The organism is Mycobacterium szulgai, assembly GCF_002116635.1.
GTDB lineage: Bacteria > Actinomycetota > Actinomycetes > Mycobacteriales > Mycobacteriaceae > Mycobacterium > Mycobacterium szulgai.
In genome coordinates this window covers 23,767-44,312 of the sequence record NZ_LQPW01000049.1, presented here as the reverse complement: position 1 = coordinate 44,312, position 20,546 = coordinate 23,767, and the positions used below count along the sequence as shown (strand labels likewise).

Sequence of the window (20,546 nt, the reverse complement as noted above, 5' to 3'; positions counted from 1 at the left end):
GCCGGGTCACCGCCATTTGGTCCAGCGGTAATCTGGCCCCTCGTGTACCTCAAGAGTCTGACGCTGAAGGGTTTCAAATCCTTCGCGGCGCCGACGACTCTGCGTTTCGAGCCCGGCATCACCGCCGTCGTCGGCCCCAATGGGTCCGGCAAATCCAACGTGGTCGACGCGCTGGCGTGGGTGATGGGGGAGCAGGGGGCGAAGACCCTGCGCGGCGGCAAGATGGAAGACGTCATCTTCGCCGGCACCTCATCGCGCGCGCCGCTGGGCCGCGCCGAGGTCACCGTCACCATCGACAACTCCGACAACGCACTGCCGATCGAGTATTCCGAGGTGTCGATCACCCGGCGTATGTTCCGCGACGGTGCCAGCGAATACGAAATCAACGGCAGCAGTTGCCGTTTGATGGATGTCCAGGAGCTGCTCAGCGACTCCGGCATCGGCCGCGAGATGCATGTCATCGTCGGCCAGGGCAAACTCGATGAGATCCTGCAGTCGCGGCCCGAGGACCGCCGCGCGTTCATCGAAGAAGCGGCCGGGGTGCTCAAGCACCGCAAGCGCAAGGAAAAGGCCCTGCGCAAACTCGACTCCATGTCGGCGAACCTGGCCCGGCTCACCGATCTGACCACCGAGCTGCGCCGCCAGCTCAAACCGCTGGGACGTCAGGCCGAGGTGGCCCGGCGAGCGCAGACCATCCAGGCAGACTTGCGCGATGCCCGGCTGCGGCTGGCCGCCGACGACCTGGTGAGCCGACGTACGGAGCGGGAAGCGATCTTCGAGGCCGAATCCGCCATGCGCCGTGAGCATGACGAGGCCGCGGCCCGGCTTTCGGTGGCAGCCGAGGAGCTGGCTGCGCACGAGGCGGCGCTGGCCGAACTCACCAGCCGCGGCGAGTCGATCCAGCACACCTGGTTCGGCCTGTCCGCCCTGGCCGAGCGGGTGGGCGCCACCGTGCGTATCGCCACCGAACGCGCCCACCATCTCGATGTTGAGCCGGCTGCACCCAGCGACACCGACCCGGACGCGCTGGAAGCAGAGGCCGAGCAGGTAGCCGTCGCCGAGCAGCAGCTGCTCGCCGAGCTGGCGGCCGCGCGTGCCCAGCTGGACGCCGCCCGGGCCGAACTGGCCGAGCGCGACCGCCAAGCGACCGAGGCCGACCGGGCGCATCTGGCGGCGGTCCGCGCCGAGGCGGACCGGCGTGAGGGGCTGGCCCGGCTGGCCGGGCAGGTGGAGACGATGCGGGCGCGCGTCGAATCGATCGATGACAGCGTCGCGCGGTTGTCTGAGCGGATCGAGGACGCCGCCGCGCGCGCTCAGCACACCCGTGCGGAGTTCGAAAATGTGCAGGGCCGGGTCGGTCAACTGGATCAGGGCGAGGTTGGCCTGGATGAGCAGCACGAGCGGACGGTGGCCGCGTTGCGGCTGGCCGACGAACGCGTTGCCGAGCTGCAGGCGGCCGAGCGCAGCGCCGAACGCGAGGTGGCATCGCTGCGGGCCCGTATCGATGCCCTATCGGTGGGCCTGGAGCGCAAGGACGGCGCCGCTTGGCTGGCCCGAAACCACAGTGGCACAGGGCTTTTAGGGTCACTGGCCCAGCTGGTGAAGGTGCGGTCGGGTTACGAGGCGGCGCTGGCGGCCGTGCTCGGGTCGGCCGCCGACGCGTTGGCCGCCGACAGCCTGGGTTCGGCGCGCGCCGCCGTCAATGCGCTCAAGCAAGCCGACGGCGGACGCGCGGCCCTGGTCGTCAGCGATTGGCCCGCTCCCGACGAAACCGTGCGGGCTGAACTTCCCGGCAGTGGCGTGTGGGCGCTGGACCTGGTCGAGGCGCCGTCGTGGCTGCGCGGTGCCCTGGTCGCGATGCTTTCCGACGTCGCGGTGGTCGACGATCTGGCCGAGGCGCTGGATCTGGTGGCGGCGCGGCCGCGATTGCGCGCGGTCACCCTGGACGGTGACCTCGTGGGCGCGGGCTGGGTAAGCGGCGGTTCCGACCGCAAGCTGTCCACCTTGGAGCTCACCTCCGAGATCGACAAGGCGCGGGCGGAACTGGCCGCCGCCGAAGCGCAGGTGGCGCAGCTGAGCGCGGCGCTGTCGGGCGCACTGACCGAGCAAGCCGCCCGTCAGGACTCGGCAGAGCAGGCGTTGGCCGCGCTCAACGAATCCGACACGGCGATCTCGGCGATGTATGACCAGCTGGGCAGGCTGGGACAGGATGCGCGTGGGGCCGACGAGGAGTGGAACAGGCTGGTGCAGCAGCGCGAACAGCTGGAAGCCGGCCGGGCGCAGACGCTGGACGAGGTTTCCGAACTCGAGACGCGGCTGCGCAACGCGCAGGAGACCCAGCAGGTGGACGCCGCTGAGCCCATCGATCGTCAGGCGATCGCCGCTGCCGCGGAATCGGCTCGCAGTATCGAAGTGGAGGCCAGGCTGGCGGTGCGGACCGCAGAGGAACGCGCCAATGCAGTGCGCGGGCGGGCCGATTCGCTGCGCCGCGCAGCCGCGGCCGAACGCGAGGCGCGGATCCGCGCAGAGCAGGCGCGCGCCGCCCGGCTGCGCGCGGCGGCGGTGGCCGCGACGGTTGCCGACTCCGGACGGCTGCTGGCGTCGCGATTGAACCGCGTGGTCGACGCCGCCTCGCGACTTCGCGACGAGTTGGCCGCCGAGCGCCAACAACGGTCGGCGGCGATGGCTGCCGTACGCGACGAGACGAACACGCTGAGCACCAGGGTGACCGCGCTGACCAGTTCGCTGCATCGCGACGAGGTGGCCAACGCGCAGGCCGCGCTGCGCATCGAGCAGCTCGAGCAGATGGTGCTCGAGCAATTCGGCATGGCGCCGGCCGATCTGGTCGCCGAGTACGGGCCGCAGGTTCCGCTGCCACCCAGTGACCTCGAGATGGCCGAATTCGAGCAGGCCCGCGAGCGCGGCGAGCAGGTGGTCGCGCCCGCACCGATGCCGTTCGACCGCACCACCCAGGAGCGGCGGGCCAAGCGCGCCGAGCGTGAGCTGGCCGAGCTGGGCCGGGTCAACCCACTGGCTCTGGAGGAGTTTGCCGCGCTGGAAGAGCGCTACAACTTCCTGTCCACCCAGCTCGAAGACGTCAAGGCGGCCCGCAAGGATCTGCTGGACGTTGTCGCCGAGGTCGACTCCCGCATCCTGCAGGTGTTCAGCGACGCGTTCGTCGACGTCGAACGCGAATTCCAAACGGTGTTCACGGCGCTGTTCCCCGGCGGGGAAGGCCGGCTGCGGCTGACTCAACCGGACGACATGCTCACCACCGGAATCGAGGTCGAGGCACGTCCCCCCGGCAAGAAGGTAACCCGGTTGTCTTTGCTGTCCGGCGGTGAGAAGGCGCTGACGGCGGTGGCGATGCTGGTCGCCATATTCCGGGCCCGCCCGTCGCCGTTCTACATCATGGACGAGGTGGAGGCCGCTCTCGACGACACGAACCTGCGCAGGCTGATCGGCCTGTTCGAGATGCTGCGGGACCGGTCGCAGCTCATCATCATCACGCACCAGAAACCCACGATGGAAGTCGCCGACGCCCTCTATGGCGTGACCATGCAGGGCGACGGCATCACCGCGGTCATCTCGCAGCGCATCCGGGGACAGCAGGTGGATCGTCTGGTGGGTAGTTCTTCTTAAGGAAGGTTTGTCTGCGTGTCGGAAGGTTTGTGGATCGCCATAGCGGTCGTCGCGGCCCTGGTCGTCATCGCCGCACTGGTGTTCGGCCTGGTGCGCTACCGTCGGCGCCGGATCAGCTTGTCGCGGCCCGAAACCGGTGCCATCGATCGGTCGGGTGGCTACACCGCGTCGTCGGGCATCACCTTCAGCCAGACACCGACCGTCGAGCCGGTGGCCCCCGGCGGCCGCATCGATACCAGCGGATTGCCGGCCGTCGGCGACGATGCGACCATCCCGCGCGACGCGCCCAAGCGCACCATCTCCGAAGTCCAGCTTCCCGATCTTGAGGCCGAACAAGCCCCGGCGGCGCCCGAGGTCCGTCCCGAGGTACCCGAAGTACCCGAAGTACCCGGAGTACCCGAAGTAGAGGCGATCGAGCCGCCCGAAGGTCGCTTGGAACGGCTGCGCGGTCGGCTCGCCAAGTCGCAGAACGCGCTCGGGCGCAGCATGCTCGGCCTGATCGGTGGCGGCGACCTGGACGAAGACTCCTGGCAGGACGTCGAGGACACGCTACTCGTCGCCGATCTGGGGCCGGTGGTCACCGAATCGGTGGTATCGCAGCTGCGCAGTCGGCTGGCCAGCGGCAATGTCCGCACCGAGGCTGACGCACGAGCCGTGCTGCGCGAAGTCCTGATCAAGGAGCTGCAGCCGGACATGGACCGCTCCATCCGGGCCCTGCCGCACGCCGACCACCCCTCGGTGCTGCTGATCGTCGGTGTCAACGGAACCGGCAAGACCACCACGGTTGGCAAGCTGGCAAGGGTTCTGGTCGCCGACGGTCGCCGGGTCGTGCTCGGCGCCGCCGACACCTTCCGCGCTGCGGCGGCCGATCAGCTGCAGACCTGGGCATCCCGGGTGGGCGCGGAGGTAGTGCGCGGCGCCGAAGGCGCCGACCCGGCGTCGGTCGCCTTCGACGCCGTCGACAAGGGCATCGCCGCCGGCGCCGACGTCGTCGTCATCGACACCGCTGGCCGGCTGCACACCAAAGTCGGCCTGATGGACGAACTCGACAAGGTCAAGCGGGTGGTGACCCGGCGCGCGGCCGTCGATGAAGTGCTGTTGGTGCTCGACGCCACCATCGGGCAGAACGGACTGGCCCAAGCCAAGGTGTTCGCCGAGGTCGTCGACATCACCGGCGCGGTACTGACCAAGCTGGACGGAACGGCCAAGGGCGGCATAGTTTTCCGCGTCCAGCAAGAGCTCGGCGTGCCGGTGAAGCTGGTCGGACTGGGCGAGGGTCCCGACGATCTGGCGCCGTTCGAACCCGCCGCGTTCGTCGACGCTCTGCTCGGCTAATCAGCGACGCTGGCGACCCGTCCCGCGGCGCCACGCAGCTCTTACACAGCAACCTTTACGTTAATCCCCACGAAACATTGCGGTCCCATTGCCGCAACAACTTATGCGCATGGTTCTGGATCAGGTCGCCAGTCATCCATCTGGGGCCCTCTCAACGCTGACTGGAGGTGATAGCGAGTGAGTGATTTCCCGACCATGGGCGTGCCCAACACCGGTGATACCGCCTGGATGTTGGCCAGTTCGGCGCTCGTGCTGTTGATGACGCCGGGGCTGGCCTTCTTCTACGGCGGCATGGTGCGAGCCAAGAGCGTGCTCAACATGATCATGATGAGCGTCAGCGCGATGGGCGTCGTGACCGTGCTGTGGGTGCTCTACGGCTACTCGATGGCGTTCGGCGACGACACGGCCAACGTCGTCGGCAGCCCAACCGAATACTGGGGATTGAAGGGCCTCATCGGCGGCAACGCCGTCGCCGCCGATCCCAGCACGCAGACCGCCGCGGTGAACATCCCGCTGGCGGGCACCCTGCCCGCCACCGTCTTCGTGGCATTCCAGCTGATGTTCGCCATCATCACCGTCGCCCTTATCTCGGGTGCGGTGGCCGACCGGCTCAAGTTCAGCGCCTGGCTGGTTTTCGCCGGACTCTGGGCGACCTTCGTCTACTTCCCGGTCGCGCACTGGGTTTTCGCGTTCGACAAGTTTGCGGCGGCCCGCGGTGGCTGGATAGCCAACAAGTTGCACGCGATCGACTTCGCCGGCGGAACTGCGGTCCACATCAACGCCGGGGTGGCCGGCCTGGTGCTGGCCATCGTGCTCGGTAAGCGCCGTGGCTGGCCCACCACCCTGTTCCGGCCGCACAACCTGCCGTTCGTCATGCTCGGCGCCGGTCTGCTGTGGTTCGGCTGGTACGGCTTCAACGCCGGATCGGCGACGAGCTCCAACGGGGCTGCGGGCTCGACGTTCATCACCACCACGGTTGCCACGGCCGCGGCCATGCTGGGCTGGCTGCTGACCGAACGCATTCGGGACGGCAAGGCCACTACGCTGGGCGCGGCCTCGGGCATCGTCGCGGGCCTGGTGGCCATCACGCCGTCGTGCTCGTCGGTCAACGTGCTGGGGGCGTTGGCGATTGGCGTCGTGGCCGGTGTGCTCTGCGCGCTCGCGGTGGGGCTGAAGTTCCGGTTCGGCTTCGACGACTCGCTCGACGTGGTGGGCGTGCACCTGGTCGGTGGTCTGGTCGGCACCCTGCTGGTCGGGCTGCTCGCCGCCCCGGAGAGTGTGGCCATCAACGGCGTGGCCGGCGTGTCGAAGGGCCTGTTCTACGGCGGCGGTTTCGCGCAATTGGAGCGTCAAGCGATCGGCGCGTTCAGTGTTCTTATCTATTCTGGCGTCGTCACCCTTATCCTTGCTTTGATCCTGAAGTACACCATTGGGTTGCGTCTGGGGGCAGAGCAGGAATCCGCCGGTATCGACGAGTCTGAGCACGCTGAGAGCGGCTACGACTTCGCCGTTGCCAGCGGTTCGGTTCTTCCCCGTGCCAGCCTGCCAGACACCCCGAACGGCCTGGGGGCGAGATTGGGCGAGAAAGTGGAGGCGGAATAGAGATGAAGCTGATCACCGCGATCGTGAAGCCATTCACCCTCGACGACGTCAAGACCAGCCTGGAAGACGCTGGAGTCCTCGGGATGACGGTCAGCGAGATCCAGGGCTATGGACGGCAGAAGGGCCACACCGAGGTTTACCGCGGTGCCGAGTATTCGGTCGATTTCGTGCCGAAGGTTCGGATCGAGGTCGTTGTCGACGATTCCATCGTCGACAAGGTGGTGGACAGCATCGTCCGGGCTGCGCGCACCGGAAAGATCGGGGACGGCAAAGTGTGGGTCAGCCCCGTGGACACCATCGTGCGGGTACGTACGGGTGAACGCGGGTCCGACGCCTTGTGACGAGGTGTTGAACCGCACCGGCCGGACCCGGCCGAGGTGACCGAGAACGCCCGCGCGGCAGTCGATTTGGCTGCCGCGCGGCGTGCGCTGTTATCCGGTGAGAAACGCGACACCACACCCGCCGAATTGCGGCAGGCGGTGCTGGAGCTACACGAATCCTGGCTGACGGCAAAGACCGCCGAAATCGGCATCACCGAGGACAGTGGCTTCGCGCTGGTCGGTGTCGGCGGGCTCGGCCGTCGCGAACTGCTGCCGTATTCCGACCTGGACCTGGTGCTGTTGCACGACGGCAAGCCCCCCGAGGTGCTGGGGCCGGTCGCCGACAAGTTGTGGTATCCGTTGTGGGACGCCAACATTCGGCTCGATCATAGTGTGCGTACCGTCAGTGAAGCGTTGAACACCGCCGGTTCGGACATGACCGCCGCGTTGGGCATGCTGGAAGCACGCCACATCGCCGGAACCGAGCGGCTGTCGGCCGAACTGATCGACGGGGTGCGACGGCAGTGGCGCAGCGGAATCCGTTCTCGCATGGACGAACTCGTCGAGATGACGCACGCCCGGTGGCTGCGGTTGGGACGCATCGCGCATCGCGCCGAGCCTGACCTCAAATCCGGTCGCGGTGGCCTTCGCGACGTCCAGTTGCTCAATGCGCTGGCCCTGGCCCAGCTCATCGACCGCCATGGCATGGCAAGTGCGGACCTGCCGGCGGGGTCGCTGGACAGCGCCTATCTGACTCTGCTGGATGTGCGCACCGAGCTGCACTGGGTGTCCGGCCGCGGGCGCGACCAGTTGCTGGCCCAGTTCGCCGACGAGATCAGCGCCGCGTTGGGAGTCGGAGATCGATTCGACCTGGCCCGCATGCTGTCCAACGCCGGTCGTACCATCAGCTTCCACGCGGTGACCGGGCTGCGCACGGCCTCCAACGCATTGCCGCGGCGCGGCATCTCGGCGCTGGTGCGCCGGCCGAAGCGACGTCCGCTGGACGAGGGCGTGGTGGAGTACGCCGGCGAAATCGTGCTCGCCCGTGAGGCTCAACCGCAGCACGATCCTGGCCTGGTGCTCAGGGTGGCCGCCGCGTCGGCCGACACCGGAGTGCCAATCGGCGCCGCCACGCTGAGCCGGCTGGCCGATAGTGCCCCGGAGTTGCCAATTCCCTGGCCGCGCGAGGCACTGGACGACCTGCTGGTGGTGCTGCTGGCCGGTCCTACCGCGGTGCCGACCATCGAGGCCCTGGACCGCACCGGATTGTGGGGCCAGCTGTTGCCGGAATGGGGGGCGATCCGCGATCTGCCGCCGCGCGACGTCTCCCACAAATGGACCGTGGACCGGCACGTGATCGAAACCGCGGTACATGCGGCACCCTTGACCACCCGCGTGGCGCGACCGGACCTGCTCGCCCTGGGGGCGCTGCTGCACGACATCGGTAAGGGCCGGGGGGCCGATCACAGCGTGCTCGGTGCCGAATTGGTGGTGCAGATCGGCGAACGGCTGGGTATGTCGGCTCCCGACATCGACATTCTGTCCACGTTGGTGCGCCACCATCTGCTGCTGCCGGTCACCGCCACCCGAAGCGACCTCAACGACCCCAAGACCATCGAGGCCGTCTCGGAAGCATTGGGCGGTGATCCACAGGTGCTCGAGCTGCTGCATGCCTTGTCAGAGGCCGACTCGAAGGCCACCGGGCCCGGGGTGTGGAGTGACTGGAAGGCTTCGCTGGTCGAGGATCTGGTGTCGCGGTGCCGGATGGTGATGGCCGGTGAGCCGCTACCGCACGCCGAACCCACTGCGCCCCACTATCTTTCGTTAGCTGCCGACCATGGTGTGCACGTCGAGCTCACGCCGGACGAAAGCGAACGCAGCCACGTGGTGATGGTCGCGCCGAACGAACGGGGGCTGGTGTCCAAAGCCGCGGCGGTGCTGGCGCTGAACTCGTTGCGCGTGCATTCAGCGACGGTCAACATCCACGAAGGTGTCGCGATCACCGAATTCGTGGTGTCCCCGCTGTTCGGTGCGCCGCCCGCTGCAGAACTATTGCGCCAGCAGTTCGTGGGTGCACTGCACGGCGCCGATGTCTGCGAGACGCTGGAGAAACGGGACAGCGACGCGGCGAGCTCCGCCTCCGCCCGGGCGGGAGAGGTGCAGGTGGGGGTCCCCGTCACGCGCTCGACCGCCCCGCCCCGCATCCTGTGGCTGGACACCGACACGCCCGGCCAGCTGATCCTGGAAGTGCGTGCCATGGATCGCACCGGTCTGCTTGCTTTGCTGGCTCGGGGGATGGAGCGCGCCCAGGCGGACATCGTCTGGGCGAAAGTGAATACTTTCGGTTCTACCGCGGCCGACGTGTTCTGTGTGACGGTGCCGGCGGACTCCGATGCGCGGACGGCGGTGGAAAAGCACTTGATGGCCGTATTAGGCGGACGCGTGGACGTTTTGGAAGACGAGCCCGCTGGGGATTAGGTCAGTTCAGAGTTGAGCTGTCGCACCGCATCGATGCGCGCCTTGAGCTGGTCGCGTGTCGCCGCTGCGATCGGCGGGCCGCCGCAGCGGCGGCGCAGCTCGTTGTGGATCCAGCCGTGGGGCTTGCCGGTGCGGTGATGAGCGATCGACACCAATGTGTTGAGTTCGCGGCGCAGTTCGCGGAGTTGGCCATGTGTGGTGGTAATCGTGGCTGCCGTTTGTCCGGCGGCCGCGCGTTTCTGCAGCTGCTCGTCCTGGCGCCGATGTAGCAGGGCGCGCATCTGTTCGGCGTCGAGCAGGCCGGGGATGCCGAGGTAGTCGGCCTCCTCTTCGCTGCCGGCCGGGGTCGCGGTGCCGAACGACGATCCGTCGAAGATCACCTGGTCTAGCTCGGCGTCGGCGCCCAGCGAGGTGAAGCCTTTTTCGGCGTCGCTAGGCTCGGTTTGCGCCTTGGTGGCCGGATCCGAGTCCAGGGGGTCGTCGAGCGATTCGCGATGCGGCTTGCCCAGCACATGATTGCGCTGGGCCTCCAGCTCGCTGGCCAGCTGCAGCAGATTGGGTACCGACGGCAAGAAGATGCTTGCGGTTTCGCCCGGCCGTCGCGACCGCACGAAACGGCCGATGGCCTGGGCGAAGAACAGCGGTGTCGAGGCGCTGGTGGCGTAGATCCCCACCGAAAGCCGCGGCACGTCAACGCCTTCGGAGACCATGCGCACCGCGACCAGCCAGCGGTTGGTGCCGGCGGAGAACTCGGAGATGCGCGCCGAGGATCCCGGATCGTCGGAGAGCACCACCGTCGGCGTCTCTGAGGTCAGCCTCTTCAGCAAGGTGGCGTAGGCGCGGGCTGCGGTCTTGTCCGAAGCGATGATCATGCCGCCGGCGTCGGGCACATGTTCACGCAGCTGGCGCAGTCGCTGGTCGGCGGCGGTGATGACCGCGGGCATCCATTCGCCGGCGGGATCCAGCGCGGTGCGCCAGGCCCGTGCGGTCTGTTCGACGGACAGCGGCTCACCGAGGCGCGCTTCGTGCTCTTCGCCGGCGCTGTCGCGCCACCGTGCTTGTCCGGAGTAGGCGAGAAAGACCACGGGCCGGACCACTCCATCGGCAAGCGCTTCGGCATAACCATAGGTGTGGTCGGCCTGCGAGCGCAGTGTCCCGTCGGCGTCGGGTTCGTAGCTGACGAACGGGATCGGGCTGTCGTCGCTACGGAATGGCGTGCCGGTCAGGGCAAGCCGGCGGGTGGCGTCGCTGAAGGCCTCCCGAATGGCATCGCCCCAGGTCTTGGCATCGCCGCCGTGGTGAATCTCGTCGAAGACGACCAGCGTCTTGCGTTGCTCGGTGCGCACCCGGTGCAGCGTCGGATGCGCCGCGACCTGGGCGTAGGTGACGACCACACCGTGGTACTCCGGCGAGGTCTGCGGATTGGAGTTGGTGAACCTCGGATCCAGCGAAAGTCCATGCCGGCCCGCGGCTTGCGCCCACTGGATCTTGAGGTGTTCGGTCGGTACGACGATCGTGAGCTGCTCGACGGCGCGATGGCTCAGCAGCTCCGCCGCGATCCGCAGGGCGAACGCCGTCTTGCCGGATCCGGGGGTGGCCACGGCCAGGAAATCGCGCGGCTCGGTGCCCAGATATTTGACCAATGCGCGTCGCTGCCAGCCGCGGAGCTGCATCGACAACAGATCCCCCCGTAGCTGCTCGACCGTGGCTGGCGGCTGTGAAATGTAGCATGGCAACGCATTTGGACGCAGCTGCCACGCGGCCCTATGAGCCCGTGACCGGCGGACACGCCGAGACTGCATCCAGTGCGAGCGGTTTTGGCGTGTCGGCGATGCTGTCGCAGTCTCGCGCGCGGGTAGACCGGCTTCGCGGGTCTATTAGGCTGGCGGGCGTGTTTGAATCGCTGTCCGACCGCTTGACCGGTGCCCTTCAGGGGCTGCGCGGCAAGGGCCGTCTGACCGACGCCGATATCGATGCCACCACCCGCGAAATCCGGCTGGCGCTGTTGGAAGCCGACGTTTCGCTCCCGGTGGTCCGTGCGTTTGTCCACCGCATCAAGGAACGCGCCCGCGGCGCCGAGGTGTCCGGGGCTCTCAACCCGGCCCAGCAAGTCGTCAAGATCGTCAACGAAGAACTGATCGGCATCCTCGGCGGCCAAACCCGCGAGCTGGTGTTCGCCAAGACGCCGCCGACCGTGGTGATGCTGGCCGGCCTGCAGGGCTCGGGCAAGACGACGCTAGCGGGCAAGCTGGCCGCGCGGCTGCGTAATCAGGGACACACGCCGCTGCTGGTGGCCTGTGACCTGCAACGCCCGGCAGCGGTCAACCAGCTGCAGGTCGTCGGGCAGCGGGCCGGGGTTCCGGTGTTCGCGCCGCATCCCGGCGCGTCACCTGAATCCGGGCCCGGCGACCCGGTCGCCGTTGCGGCGGCCGGACTGGCCGAGGCCAAGGCCAAGCACTTCGACGTCGTCATCGTCGATACCGCAGGCCGGCTGGGCATCGACGAGGAGCTGATGGCCCAGGCTGCTGCCATCCGGGACGCCGTCGACCCCGACGAAACGATCTTCGTCCTGGACGCGATGATCGGGCAGGATGCCGTCGCCACCGCGCAAGCCTTTGGCGAAGGCGTGGGATTCACCGGTGTGGTGCTGACCAAACTCGACGGCGACGCCCGCGGCGGTGCCGCGTTGTCGGTCCGCGAAGTCACCGGTGTCCCCATTCTTTTCGCCTCCACCGGCGAGAAGCTGGAGGACTTCGACGTCTTCCACCCCGACCGCATGGCCAGCCGCATCCTGGGCATGGGCGATGTGCTGAGCCTGATCGAGCAGGCCGAGCAGGTCTTCGACGCCCAACAGGCCGAGGAAGCCGCCCTCAAGATCGGCGCCGGCGAGCTGACGCTGGAGGATTTCCTCGAGCAGATGCTCGCGGTGCGCAAGATGGGCCCGATCGGCAACCTGCTGGGCATGCTGCCCGGCGCGGGTCAGATGAAGGAAGCACTCGCCGAAATCGACGACAGGCAACTCGACCGGGTGCAGGCCATCATCCGCGGGATGACACCGCAGGAGCGGGCGGATCCCAAGATCATCAACGCCTCGCGGCGGTTGCGGATCGCCAACGGCTCCGGTGTCAGCGTGTCTGAGGTCAACCAGCTCGTCGACCGATTCTTCGAAGCTCGCAAGATGATGTCGTCGATGCTCGGCGGCATGGGCATCCCCGGCATGGGCCGCAAGTCCGCTACCCGAAAAGCCAAGGGCGCCAAGGGCAAGAAGGGTAAGAAGACCGGACGCGGCCCGACGCAGCCCAAGGTCAAGAGCCCGTTCGGGCCGGGCATGGCCGGAGTCCCGGGTATGCCGGCCGGGTTCCCCGACCTCTCCCAAATGCCCGAAGGCCTCAACGAGCTGCCGCCGGGGCTGGCCGACTTCGATCTGTCCAAGCTGAAATTCCCGGGCAACCCAGGCCGAAAGTAGCCGCGCCGTGCGCCTGCACGTGCACGGATCAGGGCTACCGGACGAAACCGACGTCGACCTGTGGATCGTCGACGGCCGCATCAGCACCGAGCCGGTTGCCGGTGCCGAAACCGTCTTTCGGACGGGCTGGATCCTGCCCGGCCTGGTGGACGCCCACTGCCACGTCGGGCTCGGCCCGCACGGCGCCGTTGAACTCGACGAAGCGATCGCGCAGGCTAAGACCGAACGTGACGTCGGCACCTTGCTACTGCGTGACTGCGGCTCACCGACGGACACCCGCAGTCTCGACGACCACGACGACCTACCGCGCATCATCCGGGCGGGCAGGCACCTGGCCAGACCCAAGCGCTATATTCCCAACTTCGCGGTAGAACTCGACGACGAAACCCAGCTGCCCGCCGCCGTCGCCGAGCAGGCGCGCCGCGGAGACGGCTGGGTCAAGCTGGTCGGTGACTGGATCGACCGCAAAATCGGCGATCTGGCCCCATTGTGGTCCGACGACGTGCTCAAGGCCGCTATCGACGCCGCGCACGCCAACGGCGCTCGGGTTACCGCGCACGTCTTCGCCGAGGATGCGCTGCCCGGCCTGATCCGCGCGGGCATCGACTGCATCGAGCACGGCACCGGCCTGACCGACGACACCATCGCCCTGATGCTCGAACATGACACCGCACTGGTGCCCACCCTGATCAACATCGAGAACTTCCCGGGCATCGCCGACTCCGCTGAGCGCTACCCGACCTATGCCGCTCACATGCGTCACCTCTATGACCGTGGCTATCAGCGGGTGGCCGCGGCGCGCGAGGCCGGTGTTGCGGTGTACGCGGGCACCGATGCCGGCAGCACGATCAAACACGGGCGTATCGCCGACGAGGTCGAGGCGCTCAAGAGCATCGGAATGAGCGCCACCGACGCGCTGGGAGCGGCTTGCTGGGATGCCAGGAGCTGGCTGGGCCGGTCCGCACTGGAGGACGGGGCATCGGCGGACTTGCTGTGCTACTCGCAGGATCCGCGGCTGGGACCTGCTGTGCTGAACCGGCCCGATCTGGTGATCCTGCGCGGCAGGGTGTTTCGCCCCGTCATCTAACCCCGCAAGTGCGGCGCATCAGGCCCGCACCGGCGCGCGCGGCGCTCGAAACGTGGTTAGTATCGCCGCATGGCGTTGGCCAACGGCGCGATCTTCGCCGGTTACACCGTTGTCCGGATGCTGGGTTCTTCGGCGACGGGCGAGCTCTATCTAGTGCAGCGGCCGGCAGCGCCGGGATGGCAGTCGCTGAAGGTGCTTCCGTTGAGCATGTCGGGCGACGGCGAATTCCGTCAGCGATTTCACGCTGAGACGCAGCGGGCGGCGAACCTCTATCACCCCAACATCGTGGAGGTGCACGAGCGCGGCGAGTTCGAAGGACAGCTTTGGATCGCGATGGACTACATCGATGGCATGGATGCCGTGCAGGTGATGGCCAATCAGTTCCCCTCGGTATTGCCCGTCGCCGAGGTGCTGGCCATCGTCTCGGCCATTGCCGCCGCTCTCGACCACGCGCACCAGCGCGGGGTAGTGCATCGCGACGTCAAACCCGCCAGCATCCTGCTGACCAGTTACGGAGCCGGGGAGCCACGAATCCTGTTGGCCGACTTCGGGATAGCGCTCACCGGTGGTCGTGGTGTCGCCTATCCCGCGCCGGAATTGTCGATGGGGGCATACGGCGACGAGCGCGCCGACCAGTACGCGCTGGCCGCCACCGCGATGCACCTGCTCACCGGGGCGCCACCGGTGAGCCCTCCGACACCGCCCACACTCGGAGTCCTGCGCCCGGACCTGGCCCGCCTGGACGCTGCGCTGTCCAGGGCGCTCGCCACCCAACCGGCCGACCGCTTCGGCAGCTGCCGGGAATTCGCCGCGGCGCTCACCGAGCTGGCCGGCGTCACAGATCGCGGCGTGGCGGCTCTTGGAACCACGGCGGTGGTCGTCAACCCCGCGCCCGCCTATGTCGTCGACTACCCCGCCTACGAACCCGCGTCCGACTGGCCCGAGACCGTCGAGCAGCAACCGGCGCCGGAACCCCAAGCGCGCCGGCGCGGAACATTTCTGCAGTCAGTGGCCGGGGCCTTGGCGCGGCGCCTGGACGCCTTCTCCACCACGGCCAGCGAGACACCGACGAGGCGCAGACCGCGCCGGATCCTGGTCGGTGCGGCGGCGGTGCTGCTACTGGCCGGCTTGCTTGCCGTCGGCATCGTGATCGGACGCAAGACAAGCACGACCGTCACACAGGCGGGCAGCCCGCCGACAAGTGCCCCACCGGTCCCCGCCGCCCCGCCGCCCAGCGACCCGGCCGCTGCTCCGGTACCTCTCGATGGCACCTACCAAGTCGAGATCGAACGCTCAAAGCAGACATACGATTTCACCCCCAGCCCGCAACCGCCCGACGTCAACACGTGGTGGGCAATCCGTTCTGCATGCACTCCGTCGGCCTGCCTTGCCGCGGCGACGATGCTCGATGACAACACCCACACGCAGGCCAAGGAGGGCGTGCGGCCGCTCATTCTGGAGTTCGGCGGCGGTCAGTGGAAGTCGCGACCAGAAGACGTGCAGTTCCCCTGCGTCGGGGCGAACGGTTCGGCAAGCACACAGGACACGACGCAGGTGCTGTCGCTGCGACCCCAACCCCAGGGCGACCTCGTCGGCGAAATGGTCGTAACCGTGCGTAGCAACGAATGCGGCCAGCAGGCGGCGGTCATCCGCATCCCGGCTGTTGCCAGCCGCAGCGGCGATGTACCGCCGGCGGTGACGGTGCCGGACCCGGCCACGGTCCCGTCGCCGCCCACGTCCGAAACGCCGACGTCCAAAACGCCACCGACAAGCCCGTCAACGGCGCCGCCAACGGGACCAGGACGCTGACTCACCCAGGAAAGATTGCGAGCGATCACTATCTATGTTAGCTTCGTGAGCAACGGCGACGACCCTGGAGGAAACGTGACTTACGACGTGATCATTCGCGACGGATTGTGGTTCGACGGCACCGGCAGCGCGCCGCAGACCCGCACCCTGGGCATTCGCGATGGCGTGGTGGCCACGGTGTCCGCGACGCCGCTGGATGAGACCGGCTGCCCCGAGGTGATCGACGCCGCGGGGAAGTGGATCACTCCCGGCTTCATAGACGTGCACACGCACTACGACGCCGAGGTTCTGCTCGACCCCGGATTGCGCGAGTCGGTCCGACACGGAGTTACCACGGTGCTGCTGGGTAACTGCTCGCTGTCGACGGTGTACGCCGACGCCGAAGATGCCGCCGATCTGTTCAGCAGGGTCGAAGCGGTCCCGCGGCAATTCGTGCTCGGCGCGCTGGAAAGCAACAAGACCTGGTCGACGGCCGCGGAGTACATCGAGGCGATCGACGCCCTGCCGCTTGGGCCGAATATCAGTTCGCTGCTTGGTCATTCCGACCTGCGCACCGCGGTCCTTGGACTCGAGCGCGCCACCGACGAAACCGTTCGGCCCACCGAGGCCGAGCTGGAGAAGATGGCGAACCTGCTCGACGAGGCCCTCGACGCCGGAGTGCTCGGCATGTCCGGGATGGACTCGGCGATCGACAAGCTCGACGGCGACCGGTTCCGCTCACGCGCTCTGCCGTCGACCTTCGCGACCTGGCGCGAACGGCGCCGGCTGATCAAGGTGCTGCGCAAGCGCGGCCGGATTCTGCAAAGCGCACCCAATGTCGACAAGCCCAACACCGGATTGCTGTTCTTCCTGTCCAGCAGCCGAATGCTGGGGCTGCGCAAGCGAGTCCGGATGAGCCTGCTGGTCTCCGCAGACGGTAAGTCGATGCCGTTCGCGGTGTACACCTTCGGTATCGGGACGCGCGTGCTCAACAAGCTGCTGGGCTCCAGCGTGCGATTCCAGCACCTGCCCGTTCCGTTCGAGTTGTACTCCGATGGAATCGATCTGCCGGTGTTCGAAGAGTTCGGTGCCGGAACAGCCGCGCTGCACCTGCGAGACCAATTGCAGCGCAACGAATTACTCGCCGATGAGGCGTACCGCCGGCAGTTCCGGCGGGAGTTCGACCGGGTCAAACTCGGACCTTCGTTATGGCACCGGGACTTCCACGACGCGGTGATCGTCGAGTGCCCCGATAAGTCGTTGATCGGCAAGAGCTTTGGCAAGATCGCAGAAGAGCGTGGGTTGCACCCGCTCGACGCGTTCCTGGATGTCCTGGTGGAAAACGGCGAGCGCAATGTGCGCTGGACCACCATCGTCGCCAACCACCGCCCCAAGCAACTCAATAAGCTCGCCGCCGAGCCGAGCATCCACATGGGCTTCTCCGACGCCGGCGCGCACCTGCGCAACATGGCCTTCTACAATTTTCCACTGCGCCTGCTCAAGCGCGCCCGGGACGCCTACCGGGCCGGGACGCCGTTCATGCCGATCGAGCGGGCGGTGTATCGGCTGACCGGCGAACTAGCCGAGTGGTTCGGCCTCAATGCCGGAACCTTGCGCGAGGGCGACCGTGCCGACTTCGTCGTGATCGACCCGGCGTTCCTGGATGACTCGCTGGACGGCTATCACGAGGACGAGGTGCCGTTCTACGGCGGCTTGCGTCGCATGGTCAACCGCAACGATGCGACGGTGGTGGCGACGGCCGTGGGCGGCACGGTGGTCTTCCGCAACGGCGAGTTCCGGGACGGCTACGGGCAGACCGTACGGTCGGGCCGGTATCTGAAGGCCGGCGATCCGCAGCGCGCGGCTGTGAGCGTGAGCGCCTGACATGGCCAGAACCCAGCAGCAACGCCGGGAGGAAACCGTCGGCCGGATGCTCGAGGCGTGTATCGACACCATCATCGAGGTGGGTTACGCCAGGGCGTCGGCGGCGGTGATCACCAAGCGGGCCGGGGTCTCGGTGGGTGCGCTGTTCCGTCACTTCGAGACGATGGGCGATTTCATGGCGGCGACGGCGTCGGAGGTGTTGCGTCGGCAGCTGGAAACGTTCACCAAGCGGGTCGCCGAGATACCGGCCGACCGGCCCGCGCTCGATGCGGGGCTGACCATCCTGCACGACATCACCCGCGGCCCCACCAATGCGGTGCTGTACGAGCTGATGATCGCCGCGCGTACCGACGAAAAGCTCAGGGACACAATGCAACACGAGCTGGGTCAGTATTCCGCGAAGATCCTCGATGCGGCGCGGGCACTGCCCGGAGCCGAAAGTATTCCGGAGGAAATATTTCCGGTCGTGGTGGCCTTGCTGACCAACGTCTTCGACGGAGCCGCCGTGGTTGAAGGAGTGCTGCCCCAGCCCGAGATCGAGGAGCGACGCATCCCGGTGCTGACGGCGCTGCTGACCGCCGCGCTGTCGGACCCGGGGGAGTGACTACAGCGTGCCGATGCTGGACTGCGGGTTGAGGGCGAACCCCCAGTCGAAGAGGCTGCCGGCCTGGTCCCAATAAGTCGGTCCGCCTTCTTTGACCAGTCCGTACATCATCGCGATGACCAGCCGACGGCCGCCGCGGGCCGCGGCGCCGACAAACGTCTTGCGGGCGGCGTTGGTAAAGCCCGTCTTCCCGCCGAGCGCGCCCGGGTATCGGCTGAGCAGCTCGTCCTGGTTGACGATGGGTTGGTCGCCGTGATCGCCGGGGAACATCGCCGAGGGTTCGGCGGTGATCTGCGCGAAGACCGGATTGGCCATCGCCGCGCGGAAGATGACGGCCAGGTCGTGGGCCGTCGACGCGCCGGAGCCACCGGGCCCGTCCAGTCCGGACGGCGTCGCCGCGTGGGTGTTCGGTGCACCCAGGGCCGCGGCCTTGGCGTTCATCTTCGCTACCGCGGCGTCCTGGCCGCCCAGCATCTGCGCCAGCGTATTCGCAGCGTCGTTGCCCGAGACCAGCAGCAGACCGTCGAGGAGCTGGCGGGCGGTGTAGGTGCGGCCCGGCTTGACGCCGACACAGTTGCATTCGACCTGAGTGTCGGCGACGTCGGCGACGACGGTCGAGTCAAGGGCCAGCTCGTCGAGGGCCACCAGCGCCAGCAACACTTTGATGGTGCTCGCGGGCGGGTGGGCCGCATTCTGGTCGCGCCCGGCCAGCACCTGACCGCTGTCGAGGTCGGCCACGATCCAGGTCTGCGCGGGGCCCTCGGGGATCGGCACCGAGCCGACGGGCTGTACATCGGTGTCTGCTTTCGCGGTGCCCGTACCGAAAACAATGGTGGCGAGCAGTGCCGCGCTTGCGGCCATGAGCTTTCGCATGGGGGCTGAGTCTAACTTCCAGCCGCTCCGGCAAGTGCCGGTGCGCCCGCTGGGCTACCCATAAATCACGCACACGACTCGCCCTGGCTCATATCCGGCGAAATCACCCCGGTGTTTGAATCGATGCATGCTGAGCTTGGCCGAAGTTTCCGACCGCTTGGAGATCCAGCAGCTGCTGGTCGATTACTCCACCGCCATCGACAACCGCCGCTTCGACGACCTCGACAAGGTGTTCACCCCGGACGCCTACATCGACTACCGGGCGCTGGGCGGCATCGACGGCCGCTATCCCGAAGTGAAGAAGTGGCTGTCGGAGGTGCTGCCCAATTTCCCGGTGTATGCCCACATGCTGGGCAACTTCTCGGTCCGCATCGACCGGGACACCGCGTCGTCACGGGTGATCTGCTTCAACCCGATGGTGCTCGGCGGCGACAAGGAGCAGATCCTCTTCTGCGGGCTTTGGTACGACGACGAGTTCGTGCGCACCCCCGAGGGCTGGCGGATGACGCGACGGGTCGAGTCGAAGGTGTTCCAGAAGGTGATGTGATTTCTGCCCGAGTGCTGAGTTCTGGCACAATGGGCCGCTGGCCGTCGCGCCCTTTTCGCAGGGCCGCTGCGCGGCGACACACGCGAGGCAAAACCGGATCCGGGCATCCCGCCCGGATCGCTGAATTGCAGCGTGCACACACAGGAGTTCAACCATGGCTGTGAAGATCAAGCTCACTCGGCTTGGCAAAATCCGCAACCCCCAGTACCGCATCGCCGTCGCCGACGCGCGCACCCGCCGCGACGGCCGCTCCATCGAGGTCATCGGCCGCTACCACCCGAAGGAAGAGCCCAGCCTCATCGAGATCAACTCCGAGCGTGCCCAGTACTGGCTTTCCGTCGGCGCTCAGCCCACCGAGCCCGTTCTCAAGCTGCTGAAGATCACCGGCGACTGGCAGAAGTTCAAGGGCCTGCCCGGCGCCGAGGGCCGTCTCAAGGTCAAGCCCCCCAAGCCCAGCAAGCTCGAGCTGTTCAACGCCGCGCTGGCCGCCGCCGACGGCGGGCCGACGACCGAGGCTGCCAAACCGAAGAAGAAGTCCGCCCCCAAGAAGACCGCCAAGGCCGCCGAGACCGCTGAGGTCGAGACCGCCGAACCCGCAGCCGAGCCTGCGGCGACGCCCGCCGAGGGTGGCGAGCAGTCCGAGCCGACGACCGAAAGCTGACCAGACTTATGAGCACCGTTGTGGTCGACGCCGTCGAGCACCTGGTCCGCGGGATCGTCGACAACCCTGACGATGTCCGAGTCGACATGGTGACCAGCCGTCGCGGGCGTACCGTCGAAGTTCATGTCCACCCGGACGACCTGGGCAAGGTGATCGGTCGCGGCGGCCGCACCGCGACCGCGTTGCGCACGCTGGTCGCCGGCATCGGCGGCCGCGGGATCCGCGTCGACGTGGTGGACACCGACCAGTAGCGCAGCCG

The 20,546-nt window shown here is 67.5% G+C and carries 15 protein-coding genes; 13 read left to right on the top strand and 2 right to left on the bottom strand.

From position 1 onward, the window contains the following. Nucleotides 1–42 precede the first annotated feature (42 nt). The 5 genes from smc (at nt 43) to AWC27_RS10510 (ending at nt 9,377) form a co-directional block, all read left to right on the top strand. A complete protein-coding gene (gene smc, locus AWC27_RS10530) occupies nt 43–3,642 on the top strand; it encodes a chromosome segregation protein SMC (RefSeq protein WP_085670434.1) in 3,600 nt (1,199 codons plus the stop codon). 15 nt (nt 3,643–3,657) lie between these two features. Further along, the gene (gene ftsY, locus AWC27_RS10525) at nt 3,658–4,977 is read left to right on the top strand and encodes a signal recognition particle-docking protein FtsY (protein WP_085670433.1); all 1,320 of its coding nucleotides are present in this window, start codon (nt 3,658–3,660) and stop codon (nt 4,975–4,977) included. Between the two features lie 177 nt (nt 4,978–5,154). Further along, complete coding sequence (locus AWC27_RS10520) at nt 5,155–6,579, top strand: ammonium transporter (RefSeq protein WP_139836892.1); 1,425 nt, start codon at nt 5,155–5,157, stop codon at nt 6,577–6,579. Between the two features lie 2 nt (nt 6,580–6,581). Further along, a complete protein-coding gene (gene glnB, locus AWC27_RS10515) occupies nt 6,582–6,920 on the top strand; it encodes a nitrogen regulatory protein P-II (protein ID WP_055577570.1) in 339 nt (112 codons plus the stop codon). A 36-nt stretch (nt 6,921–6,956) separates the two neighbouring features. Then, the gene (locus AWC27_RS10510) at nt 6,957–9,377 is read left to right on the top strand and encodes a [protein-PII] uridylyltransferase (RefSeq protein ID WP_085670431.1); all 2,421 of its coding nucleotides are present in this window, start codon (nt 6,957–6,959) and stop codon (nt 9,375–9,377) included. Here the strand turns inward: AWC27_RS10510 and AWC27_RS10505 are convergent. Next, a complete protein-coding gene (locus AWC27_RS10505; RefSeq protein WP_139836893.1) occupies nt 9,374–11,050 on the bottom strand; it encodes a DEAD/DEAH box helicase in 1,677 nt (558 codons plus the stop codon). The two genes, AWC27_RS10510 and AWC27_RS10505, sit on opposite strands and share 4 nt — an antisense overlap. 218 nt (nt 11,051–11,268) lie before the next feature. On the opposite strand from AWC27_RS10505, the gene ffh reads away from it, so the two are divergent. The 5 genes from ffh (at nt 11,269) to AWC27_RS10480 (ending at nt 18,206) form a co-directional block, all read left to right on the top strand. Continuing rightward, nucleotides 11,269–12,843, top strand: a complete 1,575-nt coding sequence (gene ffh, locus AWC27_RS10500; RefSeq protein WP_085670430.1) for a signal recognition particle protein — start codon at nt 11,269–11,271, stop codon at nt 12,841–12,843. 7 nt (nt 12,844–12,850) lie between these two features. Continuing rightward, nucleotides 12,851–13,930, top strand: coding sequence for a metal-dependent hydrolase family protein (locus AWC27_RS10495; protein WP_085670429.1), 1,080 nt, complete (start codon nt 12,851–12,853; stop codon nt 13,928–13,930). Between the two features lie 69 nt (nt 13,931–13,999). Next, the gene (locus AWC27_RS10490) at nt 14,000–15,739 is read left to right on the top strand and encodes a serine/threonine-protein kinase (RefSeq protein WP_085670428.1); all 1,740 of its coding nucleotides are present in this window, start codon (nt 14,000–14,002) and stop codon (nt 15,737–15,739) included. 45 nt (nt 15,740–15,784) lie between these two features. Next, nucleotides 15,785–17,602, top strand: coding sequence for an N-acyl-D-amino-acid deacylase family protein (locus AWC27_RS10485; protein WP_245846990.1), 1,818 nt, complete (start codon nt 15,785–15,787; stop codon nt 17,600–17,602). A 1-nt stretch (nt 17,603) separates the two neighbouring features. Further along, nucleotides 17,604–18,206 (top strand): TetR/AcrR family transcriptional regulator, encoded by a 603-nt coding sequence (locus AWC27_RS10480; RefSeq protein ID WP_085670427.1) that lies wholly within the window; start codon nt 17,604–17,606, stop codon nt 18,204–18,206. Here AWC27_RS10480 and AWC27_RS10475 read toward each other — a convergent pair whose 3' ends face one another. Beyond that, on the bottom strand, nt 18,207–19,079 hold the full coding sequence (locus tag AWC27_RS10475) for a D-alanyl-D-alanine carboxypeptidase family protein (protein ID WP_085670426.1): 873 nt from the start codon (nt 19,077–19,079) through the stop codon (nt 18,207–18,209). 127 nt (nt 19,080–19,206) lie between these two features. Here AWC27_RS10475 and AWC27_RS10470 point away from each other — a divergent pair, with 127 nt between their 5' ends. The 3 genes from AWC27_RS10470 (at nt 19,207) to AWC27_RS10460 (ending at nt 20,538) form a co-directional block, all read left to right on the top strand. Next, nucleotides 19,207–19,626 carry a nuclear transport factor 2 family protein gene (locus tag AWC27_RS10470; protein WP_085670425.1) on the top strand — a complete coding sequence of 140 codons (420 nt, stop codon included), beginning with the start codon at nt 19,207–19,209 and terminating at the stop codon, nt 19,624–19,626. 154 nt (nt 19,627–19,780) lie between these two features. Beyond that, nucleotides 19,781–20,287 carry a 30S ribosomal protein S16 gene (gene rpsP / locus AWC27_RS10465; RefSeq protein WP_085670424.1) on the top strand — a complete coding sequence of 169 codons (507 nt, stop codon included), beginning with the start codon at nt 19,781–19,783 and terminating at the stop codon, nt 20,285–20,287. 8 nt (nt 20,288–20,295) lie between these two features. After that, nucleotides 20,296–20,538, top strand: coding sequence for an RNA-binding protein (locus tag AWC27_RS10460; RefSeq protein WP_003878715.1), 243 nt, complete (start codon nt 20,296–20,298; stop codon nt 20,536–20,538). Nucleotides 20,539–20,546 lie beyond the last annotated feature (8 nt).